14 protein-coding genes are annotated in these 16,238 nt (G+C 50.8%); 8 read left to right on the top strand and 6 right to left on the bottom strand.

Translation table 11 applies throughout. The features are described 5' to 3' along the window. The first annotated feature begins 4 nt into the window (after positions 1-4). The 5 genes from pqiA to CG67_RS10070 all read left to right on the top strand — a co-directional run bounded on the left by pqiA (position 5) and on the right by CG67_RS10070 (position 5,616). On the top strand, positions 5-1,288 hold the full coding sequence (gene pqiA / locus CG67_RS10085; RefSeq protein WP_025902824.1) for a membrane integrity-associated transporter subunit PqiA: 1,284 nt from the start codon (positions 5-7) through the stop codon (positions 1,286-1,288). Further along, on the top strand, positions 1,275-2,918 hold the full coding sequence (gene pqiB, locus CG67_RS10080; protein WP_025902823.1) for an intermembrane transport protein PqiB: 1,644 nt from the start codon (positions 1,275-1,277) through the stop codon (positions 2,916-2,918). Before pqiA ends, pqiB begins: the two co-directional genes overlap by 14 nt. After that, positions 2,915-3,490 (top strand): membrane integrity-associated transporter subunit PqiC, encoded by a 576-nt coding sequence (gene pqiC, locus CG67_RS10075; protein WP_025902822.1) that lies wholly within the window; start codon positions 2,915-2,917, stop codon positions 3,488-3,490. The genes pqiB and pqiC overlap by 4 nt, the downstream gene beginning before the upstream one ends. A 290-nt stretch (positions 3,491-3,780) precedes the next feature. Next, the gene (gene rmf, locus CG67_RS17495) at positions 3,781-3,948 is read left to right on the top strand and encodes a ribosome modulation factor (RefSeq protein ID WP_071780140.1); all 168 of its coding nucleotides are present in this window, start codon (positions 3,781-3,783) and stop codon (positions 3,946-3,948) included. Between the two features lie 348 nt (positions 3,949-4,296). After that, positions 4,297-5,616 (top strand): IS4 family transposase, encoded by a 1,320-nt coding sequence (locus CG67_RS10070; protein WP_371190683.1) that lies wholly within the window; start codon positions 4,297-4,299, stop codon positions 5,614-5,616. Positions 5,617-5,651: 35 nt separating this feature from the next. Here CG67_RS10070 and fabA read toward each other — a convergent pair whose 3' ends face one another. Continuing rightward, positions 5,652-6,170, bottom strand: a complete 519-nt coding sequence (gene fabA, locus CG67_RS10065) for a bifunctional 3-hydroxydecanoyl-ACP dehydratase/trans-2-decenoyl-ACP isomerase (protein WP_025902821.1) — start codon at positions 6,168-6,170, stop codon at positions 5,652-5,654. Positions 6,171-6,239: 69 nt separating this feature from the next. Continuing rightward, positions 6,240-7,988: a Lon protease family protein gene (locus CG67_RS10060; RefSeq protein WP_152975055.1), complete on the bottom strand. Its 1,749-nt coding sequence runs from the start codon at positions 7,986-7,988 to the stop codon at positions 6,240-6,242. 170 nt (positions 7,989-8,158) lie between these two features. Here CG67_RS10060 and matP point away from each other — a divergent pair, with 170 nt between their 5' ends. Next, complete coding sequence (gene matP / locus CG67_RS10055) at positions 8,159-8,620, top strand: macrodomain Ter protein MatP (protein ID WP_025902819.1); 462 nt, start codon at positions 8,159-8,161, stop codon at positions 8,618-8,620. An 88-nt stretch (positions 8,621-8,708) separates the two neighbouring features. Here matP and ompA read toward each other — a convergent pair whose 3' ends face one another. Both ompA and sulA read right to left on the bottom strand, forming a co-directional pair. After that, positions 8,709-9,764, bottom strand: a complete 1,056-nt coding sequence (gene ompA, locus CG67_RS10050; RefSeq protein ID WP_025902818.1) for a porin OmpA — start codon at positions 9,762-9,764, stop codon at positions 8,709-8,711. 347 nt (positions 9,765-10,111) lie between these two features. Then, positions 10,112-10,615 (bottom strand): SOS-induced cell division inhibitor SulA, encoded by a 504-nt coding sequence (gene sulA, locus CG67_RS10045; protein WP_235501126.1) that lies wholly within the window; start codon positions 10,613-10,615, stop codon positions 10,112-10,114. A gap of 206 nt (positions 10,616-10,821) precedes the next feature. On the opposite strand from sulA, the gene CG67_RS10040 reads away from it, so the two are divergent. Beyond that, positions 10,822-11,460, top strand: coding sequence for a TfoX/Sxy family DNA transformation protein (locus tag CG67_RS10040; RefSeq protein ID WP_025902816.1), 639 nt, complete (start codon positions 10,822-10,824; stop codon positions 11,458-11,460). On the opposite strand, the gene yccS is transcribed toward CG67_RS10040, so the two are convergent. Beyond that, entirely contained in the window at positions 11,457-13,601 is a 2,145-nt protein-coding gene (gene yccS, locus CG67_RS10035) for a YccS family putative transporter (protein ID WP_038024771.1), read from the bottom strand. The two genes, CG67_RS10040 and yccS, sit on opposite strands and share 4 nt — an antisense overlap. Positions 13,602-13,615: 14 nt before the next feature. Beyond that, positions 13,616-14,059 (bottom strand): YccF domain-containing protein, encoded by a 444-nt coding sequence (locus CG67_RS10030; RefSeq protein ID WP_025902814.1) that lies wholly within the window; start codon positions 14,057-14,059, stop codon positions 13,616-13,618. Positions 14,060-14,182: 123 nt separating this feature from the next. Between CG67_RS10030 and helD the strand changes: the two genes are divergently transcribed. Beyond that, positions 14,183-16,237 carry a DNA helicase IV gene (gene helD / locus CG67_RS10025; protein ID WP_025902813.1) on the top strand — a complete coding sequence of 685 codons (2,055 nt, stop codon included), beginning with the start codon at positions 14,183-14,185 and terminating at the stop codon, positions 16,235-16,237. Position 16,238: the final 1 nt, after the last annotated feature.

Below are 16,238 nucleotides of genomic sequence, written 5' to 3'. Positions count from 1 at the left end.
CCCCATGAACATAACCCGGTGTGAGCAGCATAGCGATGCAGGCACATGGGTTCTGTGTCCGCAATGTGACCTGGCCTGCCGCTTGCCTGTCCTGAGCAGGGGCAAGAAAGCGGTGTGTCCACGCTGTCATTCCACATTGTCTATGCGCTGGCCGGACCCTCGTGTCCGGCCGACCGTCTATGGCATCTCTGCACTGTTCATGCTGGTACTGGCGAATTTATTCCCGTTTATCAGTATGCATGTAGCGGGAATAAACAGTGAAATTTCCCTGACCCGGATACCGGATATTATGGTTTCCGATGATTTCAGCGCTCTGGCATTCCTGTTTTTAATGCTGGTACAGGTGATCCCTGCCTGCTGTCTGGTGATCCTTCTTTTGCTGGTCAACAGGATAAAAATGCCGCACAGTTTACGTGTCGTACTGGGGCGGATATTTTTCCACCTGCGGAACTGGGGGATGGCTGAAATCTTTATGGCCGGGGTACTGGTCAGTTTTGTGAAACTGATGGCCTACGGTGAAATTGGCCTGGGGATAAGCTTCTGGCCCTGGTGCCTGTTCTGTATCCTTCAGCTCAGGGCCTTTCAGTGTGTTGATAAGCGGCAACTCTGGCTGCATATCCAGCCGGAGTTGCCGGTCTTTAAAACACCGGTGGCGGGGGTCAGCGGACTGGCTCAGGGGATGCGCGCCTGTCCCTGCTGTACCGCCATCTTACCGGTGGATCAGCGTACCTGTCCGCGGTGCTTCACCCGGGGGGAGGCTCGCAAAAAACAAAGTCTTCAATGGACTATGGCATTATTGATAACGTCGGTGATGCTTTATGTACCGGCTAATATTATGCCTATTATGGTGACCAGTGCGCTGGGGTCGACTTATCCTTCGAATATCATGGCAGGGGTTGTCCTTCTCTGGAGCGATGGCTCTTACCCCGTGGCGCTGGTGATCTTTATCGCCAGCATTATGGTACCGACCCTGAAAATACTGGCAATAGGCTGGCTTAGCTGGAATGCCAGTGGCAGGGGGCGACGGGACAATGAAAAGATGCACCTGGTTTATGATGTTGTCGAACTCGTTGGTCGCTGGTCTATGATTGATGTGTTTGTTATCGCAATTTTATCTTCTCTGGTGCGCATGGGGGGGCTGATGAATATTTACCCTGCTCCGGGTGCATTATTGTTTGCTACCGTTGTTATTTTAACGATGTTTGCCGCACTGACATTTGATCCTCGTTTGTTGTGGGACCGTGAAACCGATAATCGTGTTGAGGAATCTGGTGTTGAAACAGAATAATCACGAAACAGCTCGTATAGAAAATATCAAGAGATGGTCACCGGTATGGATTGTACCCATCGTCACGCTGCTGATTGGCGGATGGATACTCTTTTACCATTTTTCTCACCAGGGGCCGGAAGTCACTCTGATCACCAGCAATGCCGAGGGCATTGTTCCTGGTAAGACAACCATTAAAAGCCGCAGTGTCGATATCGGGATGGTGGAAAGTGCAAAGCTAAGTGATGACCTGAAACAGGTCGTCATCAAAGCCCGTCTGAATAATGGCACGCAGAAAATGCTGCATCAGGACTCGGTCTTCTGGACGGTAAAACCTCAGATTGGCCGTGAAGGTATCACCGGGCTGGGCACCTTACTTTCCGGGTCATACATTGAACTCCAGGCAGGTACCAAAGGTGACGAGCCGGAACAGTATCAGTTGCTCGATGCTCCTCCTCTGGCTCCGCCGGATGCTAAAGGCATCCGTATTACCCTGGACAGCATGAAAGCCGGGCAGCTTAATGCCGGCGATCCGGTGTTGTTCCGTGGATACCGTGTCGGTACTGTGGAAACCAGCAAATTTGATACCGATAAACGCGTGATGAGCTATGAACTGTTCATTCAGGCACCTTATGATCGTCTGGTCACGACCAATGTACGGTTCTGGAAAGACAGCGGTATTGCGGTGGATATGTCCGCTTCCGGCATGCGGGTTGAAATGGGGTCACTGACGACCTTGTTCAGCGGCGGGGTCAGCTTTGAAGTTCCGGATGGGGCAACCCTGGGTGAACCTGCGAAGGATCACGCGGAATATCATCTGTTCGATGACCATAACTCGATTCAGGAGTCTATGTATACGCGTCATACGGATTTCCTGATGTTCTTTAACGAGTCTATTCGCGGTCTGCAGGCGGGGGCACCGGTTGAATTCCGTGGGATCCGTTTGGGTACCGTGGCAAAAGTACCGTATGTCATGCCGGGTCAGTTCGAAAAACTGGGTAATGATTACCGTATCCCTGTGCTTGTGAGGATTGAACCGGATCGTTTTGCGGCCAGTGTCGGTGATAACTTTAATCTGCAGCAGCACCTGCAGGAAGGACGTCAGCACGGATTAAGGGCCAGCCTGAAAACGGCGAATCTGATCACCGGGGCACTGTATGTCGATTTAGACTTCTACAATAATGTGCCGCAGTTTACCGGGCCTGACAAAATCGCGGGTTATGAAGTGATCCCGACGGTCGCAGGGGGGCTGAACCAGTTGCAGCAGAAAGTCATGAGCATTCTGGACAAGGTGGATAAACTTCCACTGACGCCGATGCTGACGGAAGCCACCGGTACACTGAGAGAAAGCCGGAAAACGCTGCGTGAGTTACAAACCACACTGGATAATGTTAATAAAATTACCGGCAGTCCGGCAATGAAAACATTACCTGCAGATATGCAGCAGACATTACGTGATCTTAACCGTAGCCTGAAAGGACTACAGCCAGGTTCACCGGCATACAACAAGCTGGTGGGAGATATGCAACGGCTGGATCAGGTTCTGCAGCAGCTACAGCCTGTGCTGAAAACCTTAAATAACAAAAGTAATGCCTTAGTTTTTGAGGCCTCACCGGGTCATGACCCACAGCCGAAGAGGGCAAAACAGTGAAAAAAGGGTTAGCCATTTGCTTTGCACTGCTGCTCAGTGCCTGTAGCAGCGATGCGGATAAACATTACTATCAGTTACCCGTGGTCAGTCCATCGGCGGGCAGTGAAGTGTCTGTCAGCCCGGTGACGGGAATGGCTCCGCGCTCTCTATGGGTCGAGCCGGTAACTGTCTCAGACTATCTGTCAGGTAACGGAATTGCCTACCAGACCAGTGATGTACAGTATGTCATTGCGGCGAATAATCTTTGGGCCAGTCCGCTGGACCAGCAGTTACAGCAATCGCTGGTCAGCAATCTCAGCCAGCAATTACCGGGCTGGCTGGTCAGTGGTACCATGACGGGAAGTAATGATTACGATACGCTGTCTGTGAATGTCACCGGCTTTCACGGTCGTTATGATGGCAAAGCCGTGATCACTGGGTCATGGATACTGCAGAGTAATAATAAAACGCTCCGTCAGCCGTTTTCTCTTATTCTTTCGCAGGATAAAGACGGTTATGCGGACCTGGTCAGAACCCTGTCCGCAGGCTGGCAAAAGGAAGCCGCGCAGATAGCGCAGAAAATTAACCAGTAATTACCTCTCAGAAAAACGCGATCATAAACCGCACCTGAAAAGCCGGATATCCGGCGAAGTAAGGTGCGGTTTCTTCTACAGAGCGTTAAATCAGATAATTCCGGAGCGCGGGGCAGAGCCGCGTCTTATCAATGATGAGCAAAAAGAAATGCGAATTTCTCGCCATTGCCGTCGTGTTTAGAGATTGACCTTTCAGACCTGAGACGGTAGAAATAAGGGGTGGTTGCACACTTATTAACCACAATTCTTTCTATCCCGTCCCACCTTAATCGACATGAGGGAAAGCAGGTATGAAGAGACAAAAAAGAGACCGCTTAGATCGTGCACATTCACGCGGCTATCAGGCCGGGATCACCGGACGCCCTAAGGAGATCTGTCCTTACCAGACGACAGACACCCGTTCCCACTGGCTCGGAGGATGGCGATTAGCTATGTCCGAGCGTTCGGTATTTGCTTAACCCTGAGGACCTGAGAAAACCAGGGCTTCTGCATACTGGCCGTAGCCCTGGTGAAAACAGTTATTCCGGCAGTATTTTTATTCACTCCTGATCATTCCTTCCTTTTAATACCCGATAGTCATGACAAACTGATGACAGTTTATGCCGGAAATCAGCAGGCTATTATCTGTCAGGCATAACGATGATGATGACAGTCACCGGTCTGCGGATAGCTCAGGGGCAGGCTGACAGGAGTCAGCGGCAAGAGACAAAAAAGGGCCCGCAGGCTAATGCCGATCGTTTAAGACTACTTGATCGATCCAGTGCATGATGTAAAAAGGGTTCATGTTCAACATGGACCCTTTTTAAATGGAACTTTCACAAGCACTGGGCATGATTAACCTTACCGCTCCGGATGAAGTGCAATCCCTTGCCAATCTTCTCCCTCCAGAGCTTATACAGCAGGCATTTTCTCTCACCGATACGGTCACTCTTCGCAAACGAAAATTACCTCTTGAGTCCATGGTCTGGCTGGTCATCGGTATGGCGATATTCAATAATAAACCTCTCTCTCATATCGTTAATCTGATGGATATTGCTGACCGCTCCGGCAGGTCATTCACTGCACCCAGCTCCGTAATCGCCCGCCGTAAAAAACTGGGTGAAGACCCTGTCAGGGTACTCTTTGACCTCACACAACAGCACTGGCACAGGGAATCCCGGCATCCGCTCTGGCACGGCCTGACTCTGAATGCTGTTGATGGCGTTGTCTGGCGAACACCGGACACACCAGAGAATGCCGCGGCTTTTGCGAAAGCAGAAAATCAGTACGGTGAAAAAGGCTATCCTCAGGTTCGCATGGTCTGCCTGATGGAACTGAGCAGCCATCTGCTGCGCGCCAGCGTGATGGATCGTTACGACGTTAATGAGATGCGGTTGGCAGCAGGGCTGATAGGGAAGGTACCGGATAACAGTGTGACGCTGTTCGACAAAGGCTTCTGGTCTGCAGGGTTACTGCATGAATGGCACTGTGCGGGGGAAAACCGTCACTGGCTGCTGCCACTGAAAAAAGGAACACAATATGAGGTGGTACGCAGGCTGGGTAAAAAGGATGAACTGATTATGCTGAAGACCTCCCCTCAGGCGAGAAAGCAGTGGGAAAAACTGCCGGAGACACTCACTGTACGACTCATCAGACGTAAGGTTAACGGTGTTGAACGTCAGGTACTCACCTCGATGAAGGATGCAATGCGTTATCCGGCAGCAGACGTTGCAGAGCTGTATAAGCACCGGTGGGAAATAGAGCTGGGGTATCGGGAAGCAAAGCAGATGTTGTGTGGCGGTCGCTGGACGCTGAGAAGCAAATTACCGGGGATGGTGAGACAGGAGCTCTGGGGAATACTGCTAACCTATAATCTGGTGCGATATCAGATGGTGAAAATGGCGTTCAGCCTGAAAGGTAATTATCTGCCGTATCAGCTAAGCTTCAGCGGTTCGCTGACAGAGATACTCAGGCTGTTAATCGGGTTGCCCTGGTCATCGCCTGGCGCTATACCGGGGCATCTGAAGCACTTTTACAGCAACGCGGCGATGCTGAAGCTTCCCCCGAGTATGAAAGGGAAGTCAGGCCTAAAAAGCCAAAATATCCTTTTAAAAACAATGCCGGTCACCTTAAGTGACCGGCATTAGCCCGCAGGCCCCTTTTCACTGATAAACCTGGTTTATCAGAACGCGCCGGTATCTTTGAACAGACCGACTTTCAGATCGCTGGCGGTATAGATGAGTTTGCCATCGACAAAGACTTCACCATCAGCCACGCCCATCACCAGTTTACGGTTGATGACGCGCTTGAAATGAATTTTATAGGTCACTTTCTTCGCGGTAGGTAATACCTGACCTGTGAACTTAACTTCACCTACACCCAGAGCACGGCCTTTACCTTCGGCACCCAGCCAGCCCAGATAAAATCCGACTAACTGCCACATGGCATCCAGTCCCAGGCAACCCGGCATCACAGGGTCGTTAACAAAATGGCAGGCAAAGAACCATAGGTCCGGAGTAATGTCCAACTCGGCTTCAACGAAACCTTTGTCGTAATTACCGCCTGTTTCAGACATTTTGATGACCCGATCCATCATCAGCATATTACCGGCAGGTAATGGAGGCCCATTCTCGCCAAATAACTCACCGCGTCCGGAGGCAGCAAGATCTTCTTTAGTATAGGATTCGCGTTTTTCTACCATGTCAGTTTTCTAACCTTAAATTTATGAAGGACGGAGAATAGCGTACACCTGTACGCTGAGCAAGTCCGATTAGTTCTGGTTGAACCAGTTCAGCCAGCGAAGCAGACCGGTACGTGGCCGTGGCTCGGGCAGCGTCGCCCGGGCAATCCGCTCCTGAATAAGAGATAACAGGTCATCATTGTCTTCATCAGTACGCCACTCTTTACCGGTGAGGATAGCTACAGCTTCATCAGCGCGGTCAATGGCCCACAGATGAAACTGGCCGGCTTTAACGGCATCAACGACGTCCTGGCTCAATGAAAGATGGCGAACATTGTTTTGCGGAATGATCACACCCTGTTCACCGGTCAGTTTGCGCTGCGCACAGACAGCAAAAAAACCTTCAATTTTCTCGTTAAGCCCGCCGACAGGCTGAACGTTACCAAACTGGTCAACCGACCCCGTCACCGCAATGGATTGTGAAATCGGTTGCCGGGATAAGGCACTAATTAATGCACAAAGTTCCGCAAGTGAAGCACTATCGCCATCCACCTCAGAATAAGACTGTTCAAAAACCATGGAGGCGCTGAAGGGGAGTTGTTGTTCAAGCTCCAGTTCAGAGATCAGATACGCCTGGATGATCATCATGCCTTTTGCATGCAGGTTCCCCCCGAGCTCCGCTTTACGCTCGATATCCATTACCTCACCATCACCATAGTGCACGACACAGGTAATACGTGAAGGTTCACCCCAGGGGCGAGGATGGCCCGGAAAGTCGAGCACAGACAGCCCATTAACCTGACCGATGGCCTCGCCTTCGGTCTCTATCAAAACCTGTTCTTCGCTGATTTCTTCCAGCATTCTTTCCGGCAGGTAGCTTTCACGCCACTGACTTTCCTCCAGAGCTCCCTGCAGGCTCTGTGCCGTGATATCGCCGCCATAAGTGAAGGCTGCGGTTAACTGGCGCCTTACCCAGCGCGGACACTGGGGGAGTAGTGTCTGGTCACCGGTATAGCGGCAACCTTCCATAATAAGTAACGGCCAGGCATCCTCTGAAAGCGCCGGAAGCCCGAGCCCCGAGGCCATGTCTCTGACCCATTCGCACCAGCGCGCCATGTCTTCATCGTCATTCACGCGCCACTGCGATTCGAACTCTGAGTAAAGCGCATCCTCCAGAAACTCCGGTTCCTGCTCGCTGAATTCAGCCAGCGCATCTCTGTCACCGCAGAGGATCAGTTTTACATTGAGGGGAATGGCCGGCAGTGAAGCGGGCAACGGACGCTTATCGTCCGGGGATAGCCATTCAAAATAGCCCCGGGAGATAAACGTTTTCAGTCGTAGCCACATTAGCGGCTGAGCCAGTAAAGTTCGCACGGACAGGATCAACGCACCGCCATTGGCTTCATGCAGTAAGCCTGGTTCCGGCGTCCAGTGGCCGGGTGTTCCCCGGACGACACCAAACAATTGCGCACTTTCAATCCATTCGGCATAACGTACTCCGGGCTGTTGTCTGAAAGTTGCGGTATCGGCCGGAGCGGGGGTAAGAGTCACCTGCCCCCCGGGCTGAGCCCGATAATTCCAGCCCCGGGATCCCTGCGCAGATTCATCAACCGACAGATATGCCTGAGCGATACAGGAAAGGTAATCACTGTTTTCCTGACTACGGATTATCAGTACCGGTGAATGTGGCTTGCATACCAGATAAGCCAGCGCATTCATTAATCTTGGCTGAAGGGATGACAGAATATCGTCTTCATCAGAGACAGACTGTGTGAAAGCAGACTGATAGCGGGAAGTATTCGGCTGCAAGGCTTGCCAGGGGAGTTGAGTTCTGATCAAAGTTATCGCATTTATCCGGAGTTAACAAACTATCGATTATACAGAAAATAATAGGATGAAACAGTGCGGTATAGAGACACCGATGCCGGTTATCCGCAAAATTAATCCTTACTACAGCAACACGAAAAACTGTTATTCTTAATCCGTGACCTGAAGATGATGAGATCCCGATGAAATATCTGCAACTTGAAAATCTGGAGTCCGGCTGGAAATGGGCCTACCTGGTAAAAAAGCATCGGGAGGGGGAAGCCATTACCCGGTATCCGGAGCACAGTGCCGCACAAGAGGCTGTGCGGTGGCTTATTTCTTTTGAACACCAGCCGGAAGATATTCATCAATGGATTGACCAGCATATGAACCCGGCACTGGTAAACCGGATGAAACAGACAATCCGCGCACGGCGTAAACGCCACTTTAATGCAGAGCATCAGCACACGCGTAAAAAGTCGATTGATCTTGAATATCTCGTCTGGCAACGACTGGCAGGACTGGCCCGTCGCCGTCACAGTACGTTGTCTGAAACCATCGTTCAGTTAATTGAAGATGCGGAACGAAAAGAAAAGTATGCCAGTCAGATGTCGACGCTGAAACATGACCTGGAGTCTATTCTGGGCCAGCCGGAGAAAAAATAAAGAACGTTTGCTTAGCCCTGTTGAGCCAACGGCAAAAAAAGGTCAAAAAAAACCCCGCATTCGCGGGGTTTTTTATTACGTGGTTAACTTAGCCCTGAGGCTGAGAAACAACGTCTTTGATACCTTTAACTTCGATCTCTACGCGACGATCCGGACCCAGACACTGGATCAGTGCTGCGCGGCCTTTCACGTTGTCACAGGTGTTGCCGGTAACAGGATCAGCTTTGCCCATGCCCTGTGCAGAGATTTTGTTTGAAGGAATACCTTTAGAAATCAGGTAGTTCACAACAGACTGTGCACGTTGCTCAGACAGTTTCAGGTTATATTTAGCAGAACCGATACGGTCAGTGAAGCCCAGAACAACGACAGAGCCGTCTTTAGGATCCAGTGAGCTCAGCTGAGTGTACAGCTGATCCAGCGCTTGCTGGCCGCTTGCTTTCAGAGTTGCTTTGTTGAAAGTGAACAGCACGTCTGATTTCAGAGTGAAGTGCTTGGTTTCAACAACAGGTGCCGGAGCCGGAGCCGGAGCTGGTGCCGGAGCAGCAACATCATCCTGACCGAAACGGTAAGAAACACCTACGCTCAGAGTAGCGTTGTCCGGACGCGCACCAACGGTACCTGCATCACCGATGTTGTTAACCCACTGGTAGTCCAGACGGGTTGCCCAGTTTTTGGTCAGAGCATATTCAACACCAACGGCTGCCAGTGGAGAAACACCGGTGTCGTGGTCGGAGTTACCGTTACGGAAATCTTTGCTATCTGCACGCCATACCATACCGCCCAGACGGGTGTAGACATCCAGATCGTCGGTCAGTGGGTAGCTCAGTTTAGCAGCCAGCTGTACGCCCTGTGCTTTGAAAGCACCGTGGTTGGTACCGTTGTAAGGCATACGGCCTAACCAGTCATAACCACCCTCGAAGCCCAGGTATTGGTTAGCCTGGTAACCTGCATAGGCACCAGCACCCAGCTGATTTTCATGCGGGTCGTTAGAGACGTTGTAGTTGTTACCGTAGAAACCGGTGTCATGGTACTGGGACCAGCCCAGTTTAGCACCAGTGTACCAGGTGTTATCTTTTGGTGCGGCCTGCGCTACGGTAGCGAAACCTGCCAGTGCCACTGCAATTGCGATAGCTGTCTTTTTCATTTTGCGCCTCGTTATCATCCAAAATAGGCAATGAGCAAAAATGTTGCTCTTGGTTGTAATCCTTCGCCGGGTGATTTCGCTCGATTTATACTCTGCCAAAAAAGGAGATTATTGAGCACCCTGGCGACGTAAAGTCTACAACGAGATTAGAAAGTTACAAGTAAGATATGATGTTGTACAGTAAAAAAACGGTAATTTTGACACATTAACTTACAATTGAAACTGAACTCCGAGCCCGGATGACAACTGGAATATCGGGTAACCCATTGCTGGCTCTGGAATGGTGAGTCACCCGGCTAATGTAATAATCTGCCGCTTATTTTTTATGAGAATAATCTTAAATAAGATTAATGTAGTAAGGACGAATGAATTTTCAATCGATTTTCCTGTCCGCCGGGAGAATCGAAGGTATTTTCTTCACGCATGATCAATCCCAGAGTATGACCTTCTATCGCAGCCTGTTCGAGTTCATGACGTTCTGAGTCGCTCAGCCCGGCCGGGAGCCAGGCGATGACCACACTGAAATTCCCCGAACGCAGCGCTTTAATCATGGCACTGACACTACTGATACGTTCTGTTGAGGCGATCTGCACACTCTTTTCCAGGGGCAACCCGGCCTGCTGAAGCCAGTGACGGCTGAGTTTATGTGCGGGAGTTAACCATAACTGCCAGCGCGACTGTTCACCAAGCTGTTTGAGTAACGGGAAAAGAAGCATATTCAGCAGGGCAGGGTTTTGCCCCTGATAACTTAACTCACTGATACAACCACGGGTGTACGAAGCCTGAGTCGATTGATGATGCATCTTAAAGGTTTTCGCTGTCAGTCGCTGAGTATGCATAAATTTAACCATCCGCAATTTACTGTATGGATATACAGTATTGCGGTCGTGGGTAAAGATCAACCATTTTTCTGAAAACAGATCGCAGAAACTAAAACTGATCTGTCTTTCCTGCATTTATTCATTGAACTGGTAATCGCTTTTGTTTAACTTCTAAGGTGTTGATAAATAGTATTTTATTGACAGCTATGCTATTGCCGGAACAAGGGAGGTTCGCGATGAAAACATCAGGCCAATGTATTGAAGAATCAAAGAAACAGCTTTCTGCACTCGGTAAAATCGAGTCCCGCACCCAGTTCGGCGGATACTCGTTATCTGTTGAAAAAGTGGTTTTTGCGCTGGTCAGTGAAGGGGAGCTTTATCTCCGCGCCAGTGAAAAAATGCAAACTTATCTGCAGCACAGACGACTGCAGCCCTTTATCTTTCACAAACGCGGACAGTGTGTCAGCCTCAATTATTATAAGGTTGATCCCGTGCTATGGCAGCAGTCAGACGCTTTGCTGGAGTTATCACACTGTTCTCTGAATGAAGCCAGAGCGCTCAGAGAGTCTCAACTCAGCCGGCAGAGGCTGAAAGATCTGCCTAACCTGAGTTTACGGCTGGAAATACTGTTGAAAGAGGTCGGTATTGCCTCGGCCAGTCACTTGCGTGCGACGGGAGCCAGGCAGAGCTGGGTATTGCTCAGGCAGAAGAATAAACATCTCGGATTGAAAACACTGTATGCGTTGCAAGGGGCCATCTTCGGACAACACCTGGAGGTGCTGTCCGTCGGGGTGAGGGAAGAACTGAAACACTGGTATCTGCAGTTTGAGCAGACCTCAGTACACTCAGCGCGCAAGCGCAGTAACGATTTTTAAAGGTGGTTTATCTCTTCTCTGACTGAGACCAGCTCCGGAAGGAGTGTCAGTACCAGGCCCACTTGCTGAAGAATGACAGGCTCTCTGCTGTCAGAACTGGCTTCAATAACCGTTATTTCTGCAAGGAGTGCATGCAGTGTGTCCAGCGTATTCTGCATGTTTGCAGAACCGGTCTGTAAAGTATCCCGGGTCAGCCTGACAGCATCATCCATCAGTTGTAAAAAATCACTCTGCTCTGTTTTTTCCCTGTGCGCGCCCAGCGCGGACAGGTAGCTCAGCAAACTGTGATTGAGACAGGAAATACGGAAGGCCGGATCTTTACGGGGATCATGACTGACTGTCGGGTCATTCATTCCGGAAATCACCAGGGCTAATTCAGCATCTGCATTATGTGCCTCCCTGCGGGCAATGCGGTATGACATACTGTTGTCCTTCCCCTGATGATACTGCGCTGCAATTGCTGACAGATAGCGGGCATTGGCCGCCATGGCTTTATCTGCCACTGCCGGTAATTGACGATAGCGCCAGTCCGGGAATATCCAGGCCACGGCCATCCACGCCAGAGCGCAGCCAAGGATAGTATCCACGATCCTCGGCAGGGCAACGTCAAAACCTTCACCCAGCAGGTTAAAGCTCAGTAACGCCAGCAAGGTGATAAACAGCGTAGCCTGTGCATATTGCACCTGACGGAAAACAAAAAACAGCACCCCGGACACCACAATCAGGATCAGAACCCCGGGAATAGAGGGAACCAGCCACAGCACCGGAAGACCAATGATTATCCCGGCCAGTGTTCCCATAATTCGCAAGGCAAGACGCTTTTTGGTCGCATTATAGTTTGGCTGACAAACAAACAGGCTGGTCAGTAATATCCAGTATCCCCGTTCCAGTCCGGCCAGTTGAATAAGGGCATAGCCCACGCAGAGGACCACTGATACCCGAACCGCATGCCGGAACAGCGACGACTTTGGGCTTAAATGACGGCTGAACCTGATCCGGATATCCTGCCAGCCGGTCAGCCCTTCCTGAGACAGATGAGTGTCGCTGTTCAGCCACGGACTATTCAATACCTGTTCCGAGGCGATAGAAAGCAGCTGGTCATCGATGGCTTTCAGATTACGTAACAACCACTGCAGGGCACGGGTATTGGGGTCCTGCGGATACTGAACTTTAAGGCGTATCAGCGCCTGATCCAGATGAAAGAATGCCCGTTCGAAGCGGTGTTCATGCTGGTACGGTTTTTTCAGGGTCACTGAATGTGCAATCTGGCGGCAGGCATTCGCCTGCATATGCAGTAACCGCTGGAATCGGAATAATATTTCGCTGTACCGCCATTCATTGCGCAACTGGTGGTACTGGACGTGGGAAGAATTCGCACGTTCATGAATTTCCTGGGCCGCAAAATAATAGAGCAGCGAACGACGGCTATTGCGGGCCGCCCGTTCGCCGTTCAGACGACTCTGTATGGCGGTTTTGGTGATATTAAATTGCGATACCAGCTGGCTGTTAGCCAGTGCGGCATCAATCAGTGAAGGTTCGTCACTGTCGCCGGTATCGGGGTCAAACAGATTAGCCTTCGCATCAAGATAGCCGGCCAGCTGAGTATATGTGGCCGCCAGTTGTTGCTGCACCGGCTGAACCGGAAACAGCAGGTGCATGATCAGTGTCAGGAAATTATACCAGAGTGCGCCTGCCAGCAATAATACGGGCTGAATATACCAGGCAGAGAACAGATGGATCCCCAGCATGGTATAGATAGCAATCAGCAGGGCGCCGAACGAGATTGTGGCATAGCGTTGCCCCAGCGCTCCCAGTAAGGTGAATACCCAACTGGAGACGGCAAGGCCAATCATAAACAGCGGCGGATAAGGGAACAGAATTTCGACCGAGACGGTCGCGATACAAAAGCAGACCAGTGTGATCAGCATATTGCGTAAACGGCCGGTCAGCCTGTCATCAATATCTGCCAGTGCCGCGGCGACAACCCCGAGGATCAGCGGGATAGTCCAGGTGATATTTTGTAATGACCAGGAAAGGATCACACAACCGGTCATCGCAAAGAATATCCTGGCCGGATCCCGCCATAGTTTGTTCATTAAAAACGTATGCCAGCGGTTCAGCAGGTCAGATCCGAAATTCATTTTTACCCTTATCCTCAGTGACGTGCGCGGATCGCGTTTTCACGCGCAAATTTCGCTTCTTCAACAGAAACGACTCTGCGACCGACAGGCCATAAGGCAATGGCAGCAATTTTAAAATTCGCAATACCGACAGGAATACCGATAATAGTCACACACTGGAGAATACCTGCAGAGATATGGGCCAGGCAGAGCCACCAGCCGAAAAAAATAAACCAGAACACATTCAGTAAAGTGCCGCCTGAATTTCGCAGGTTATTCTTGTTCTCCGGGCGGAGTGTATCCACATGAACAGCTTCATTACCGAACGGGAACAGAGACAAACGGGTAATTTCCCAGCAGGAGCGAGTCAGGGGCAGCGTAAAAATTAAGACAATGGTGACCAGCGTGGCAAATAACCAGGCCAGGGTGGTCGCAAATCCCCCCAGAACGAAATTGAGGATATTCAGTACAGCTCTCATTAAATTTATCTCCGTTGGTCTGTAGGACACAGTTACAGAATTGTAACCTGTTTTTTGTCTGGAGCACTAAAGGTCTCGCAGTTAAACTGCTTAAAAGCAATAACTCAGATAATGGCGTGATGCATGGAACTTAAAGCAACCTCAATGGGTAAACGGCTGGCTCAGCATCCTTACAATCGGGTGCGACTACTACCGGCAGGTGTGGAAGTCAGCGGTGATCGTCATGAATATATTATTCCTTTTAATCAGTTACTGGGTATTCAGTGTAAACGAGGGATGGTATGGGGAGAACTTGAATTTCAGCTCCCGGACAATCAGGTGGTACGATTACATGGGACGGAATGGCAGGAAACCCAGCAGTTTTATCAGCACCTGACGAATGCCTGGCAACACTGGACCGGTGAGATGGCCGCAGTCTGCTACCAGGTATTGAGTACATTGCATCAGGAATTACTCGGCTTGCTGCAACGGGATAGCTGGCTGACCCGCGCGGACATCTCCGGCGTGCGGGATAAAATAGAGAGCAGGTTCGCGGCATTACCCGTGCCGGCAGAGCGGATTACAGAATTTGAGTCCTGTCGTCCGTCCTGGTTCTTCTGTCAGGACTGGCTGACGTCTGCAGAGCAGCAGAGAATCGAGCGTAACCGTCAATGGACAGAGCAAGTGATGGAGCGCTATGGGGATTTTTTTGCGACGGTGGGGTCCGGTCCGCTGAATCCTTCTCAATGCCGGGCGGTAATTAATGGTGAAGATCAATTACTGGTGCTGGCCGGTGCCGGTAGCGGAAAAACATCGGTGCTTGCCGCCCGCGCAGCCTGGTTACTGCGCCGTAACTATGCCAGTGCCGACCAGGTACTGTTATTATCTTTTGGCCGTGAAGCCGCCAGGGAAATGGATCAGCGCGTACAACAATGTACCGGCGACACCGCGGTCACGGCCAGAACGTTTCATTCACTGGCCCTGCATATTATTCAGCAAAGCAGCAATAAACCGCCAACAATCAGTGCGCTGGAAAGTGATGCGGCACTACGTCGTAAGTTACTGACCGAAACCTGGCAGCAGCAATGCGCTCAGAAAAAATCGTTTGCTAATGGCTGGCGGCAGTGGATTGAGGACGAACTGGCCTGGGAATGTGCTGACACTGAGTTCTGGAACGATAAGCAATTACTTAACCGCCTCGCGGGTCGTCTGGAACACTGGGTTTCGCTGATAAGAACCCACGGTGGATCCCAGTCCGTGATGACGGAGGAAGCGCCTGAAGCTATCCGTACGCTATTCGGCAAACGGCTGAAACTTCTGGCCCCTCTGCTGAAGGCCTGGAAACAACATCTTAAAGAGGAAGGTGCCGTCGATTTTTCCGGGCTTATCCGGCAGGCTATCGCCTTGCTGGAAAAAGGTCGTTTTATCAGCCCGTGGAAATATATCCTGGTGGACGAGTTTCAGGATATCTCGGCTCAGCGCGCTGGCCTGCTTCATGCGCTCAGAAAACAGAACAAGCATACCGGATTATTTGTGGTCGGGGATGACTGGCAGGCCATTTATCGCTTTGCCGGGGCAGAAATCGATCTGACCACCCGCTTTCATGACATCTTCGGCGAAGGCGATGTTTGTGTGCTGGACCAGACCTACCGCTTTAGCCAGCGTATCGGGGATGTTGCGAATCGTTTTATACAGCAGAATCCTGCGCAACTGAAAAAAGAGCTTAATAGTCAGGATAAAGGTAACAAAAAGTCGGTTTCATTGCTGCCGGAAGAGCAACTGGAAGCGTTGGTGAATAAAATGAGCGGATATGCGGAAGATGATGCAACCATCCTGATCCTTGGGCGTTATCACTACCTCCGTCCGGCACTGCTGGATATTGCTGCCACCCGTTGGCCGCGGCTGAACTTATCATTCATGACATTCCATGCCTGCAAAGGTAAGGAAGCTGACTATGTGATAGTTACCGGGCTAAGTGGCGGTAGTGACGGGTTTCCTGCACGAACGCCGGAATCGGTCATTGAGCAGGGACTGCTGCCGGAAACGGAGAGTTTCCCCGATGCGGAAGAACGAAGGCTCGCTTATGTCGCAATGACCCGGGCGAGAAAGCAATTATGGTTATTGTATGACAAAGCGGCGCCTTCAGATTTCGTGGAAGAACTGGTAAAACTCGGGGTTCCCCGGGTGAGGAAACCCTGAC

The organism is Tatumella sp. UCD-D_suzukii (assembly GCF_000611875.2).
Classification (GTDB): Bacteria; Pseudomonadota; Gammaproteobacteria; order Enterobacterales; family Enterobacteriaceae; genus Tatumella; species Tatumella ptyseos.
Note: the sequence above shows the minus strand (reverse complement) of the source record. Positions and strands in the feature narration are given on the sequence as shown.

Bases quoted from the DNA above. Each gene is read 5' to 3' on its own strand.
- helD (WP_025902813.1), top strand. From the start codon at position 14,183: ATGGAACTTAAAGCAACCTCAATGGGTAAACGGCTGGCTCAGCATCCT.
- yccS (WP_038024771.1), bottom strand. From the start codon at position 13,601: ATGAATTTCGGATCTGACCTGCTGAACCGCTGGCATACGTTTTTAATG.
- CG67_RS10030 (WP_025902814.1), bottom strand. From the start codon at position 14,059: ATGAGAGCTGTACTGAATATCCTCAATTTCGTTCTGGGGGGATTTGCG.
- matP (WP_025902819.1), top strand. From the start codon at position 8,159: ATGAAATATCTGCAACTTGAAAATCTGGAGTCCGGCTGGAAATGGGCC.
- pqiA (WP_025902824.1), top strand. From the start codon at position 5: ATGAACATAACCCGGTGTGAGCAGCATAGCGATGCAGGCACATGGGTT.
- CG67_RS10040 (WP_025902816.1), top strand. From the start codon at position 10,822: ATGAAAACATCAGGCCAATGTATTGAAGAATCAAAGAAACAGCTTTCT.
- fabA (WP_025902821.1), bottom strand. From the start codon at position 6,170: ATGGTAGAAAAACGCGAATCCTATACTAAAGAAGATCTTGCTGCCTCC.
- CG67_RS10070 (WP_371190683.1), top strand. From the start codon at position 4,297: ATGGAACTTTCACAAGCACTGGGCATGATTAACCTTACCGCTCCGGAT.
- sulA (WP_235501126.1), bottom strand. From the start codon at position 10,615: ATGGTTAAATTTATGCATACTCAGCGACTGACAGCGAAAACCTTTAAG.
- ompA (WP_025902818.1), bottom strand. From the start codon at position 9,764: ATGAAAAAGACAGCTATCGCAATTGCAGTGGCACTGGCAGGTTTCGCT.
- rmf (WP_071780140.1), top strand. From the start codon at position 3,781: ATGAAGAGACAAAAAAGAGACCGCTTAGATCGTGCACATTCACGCGGC.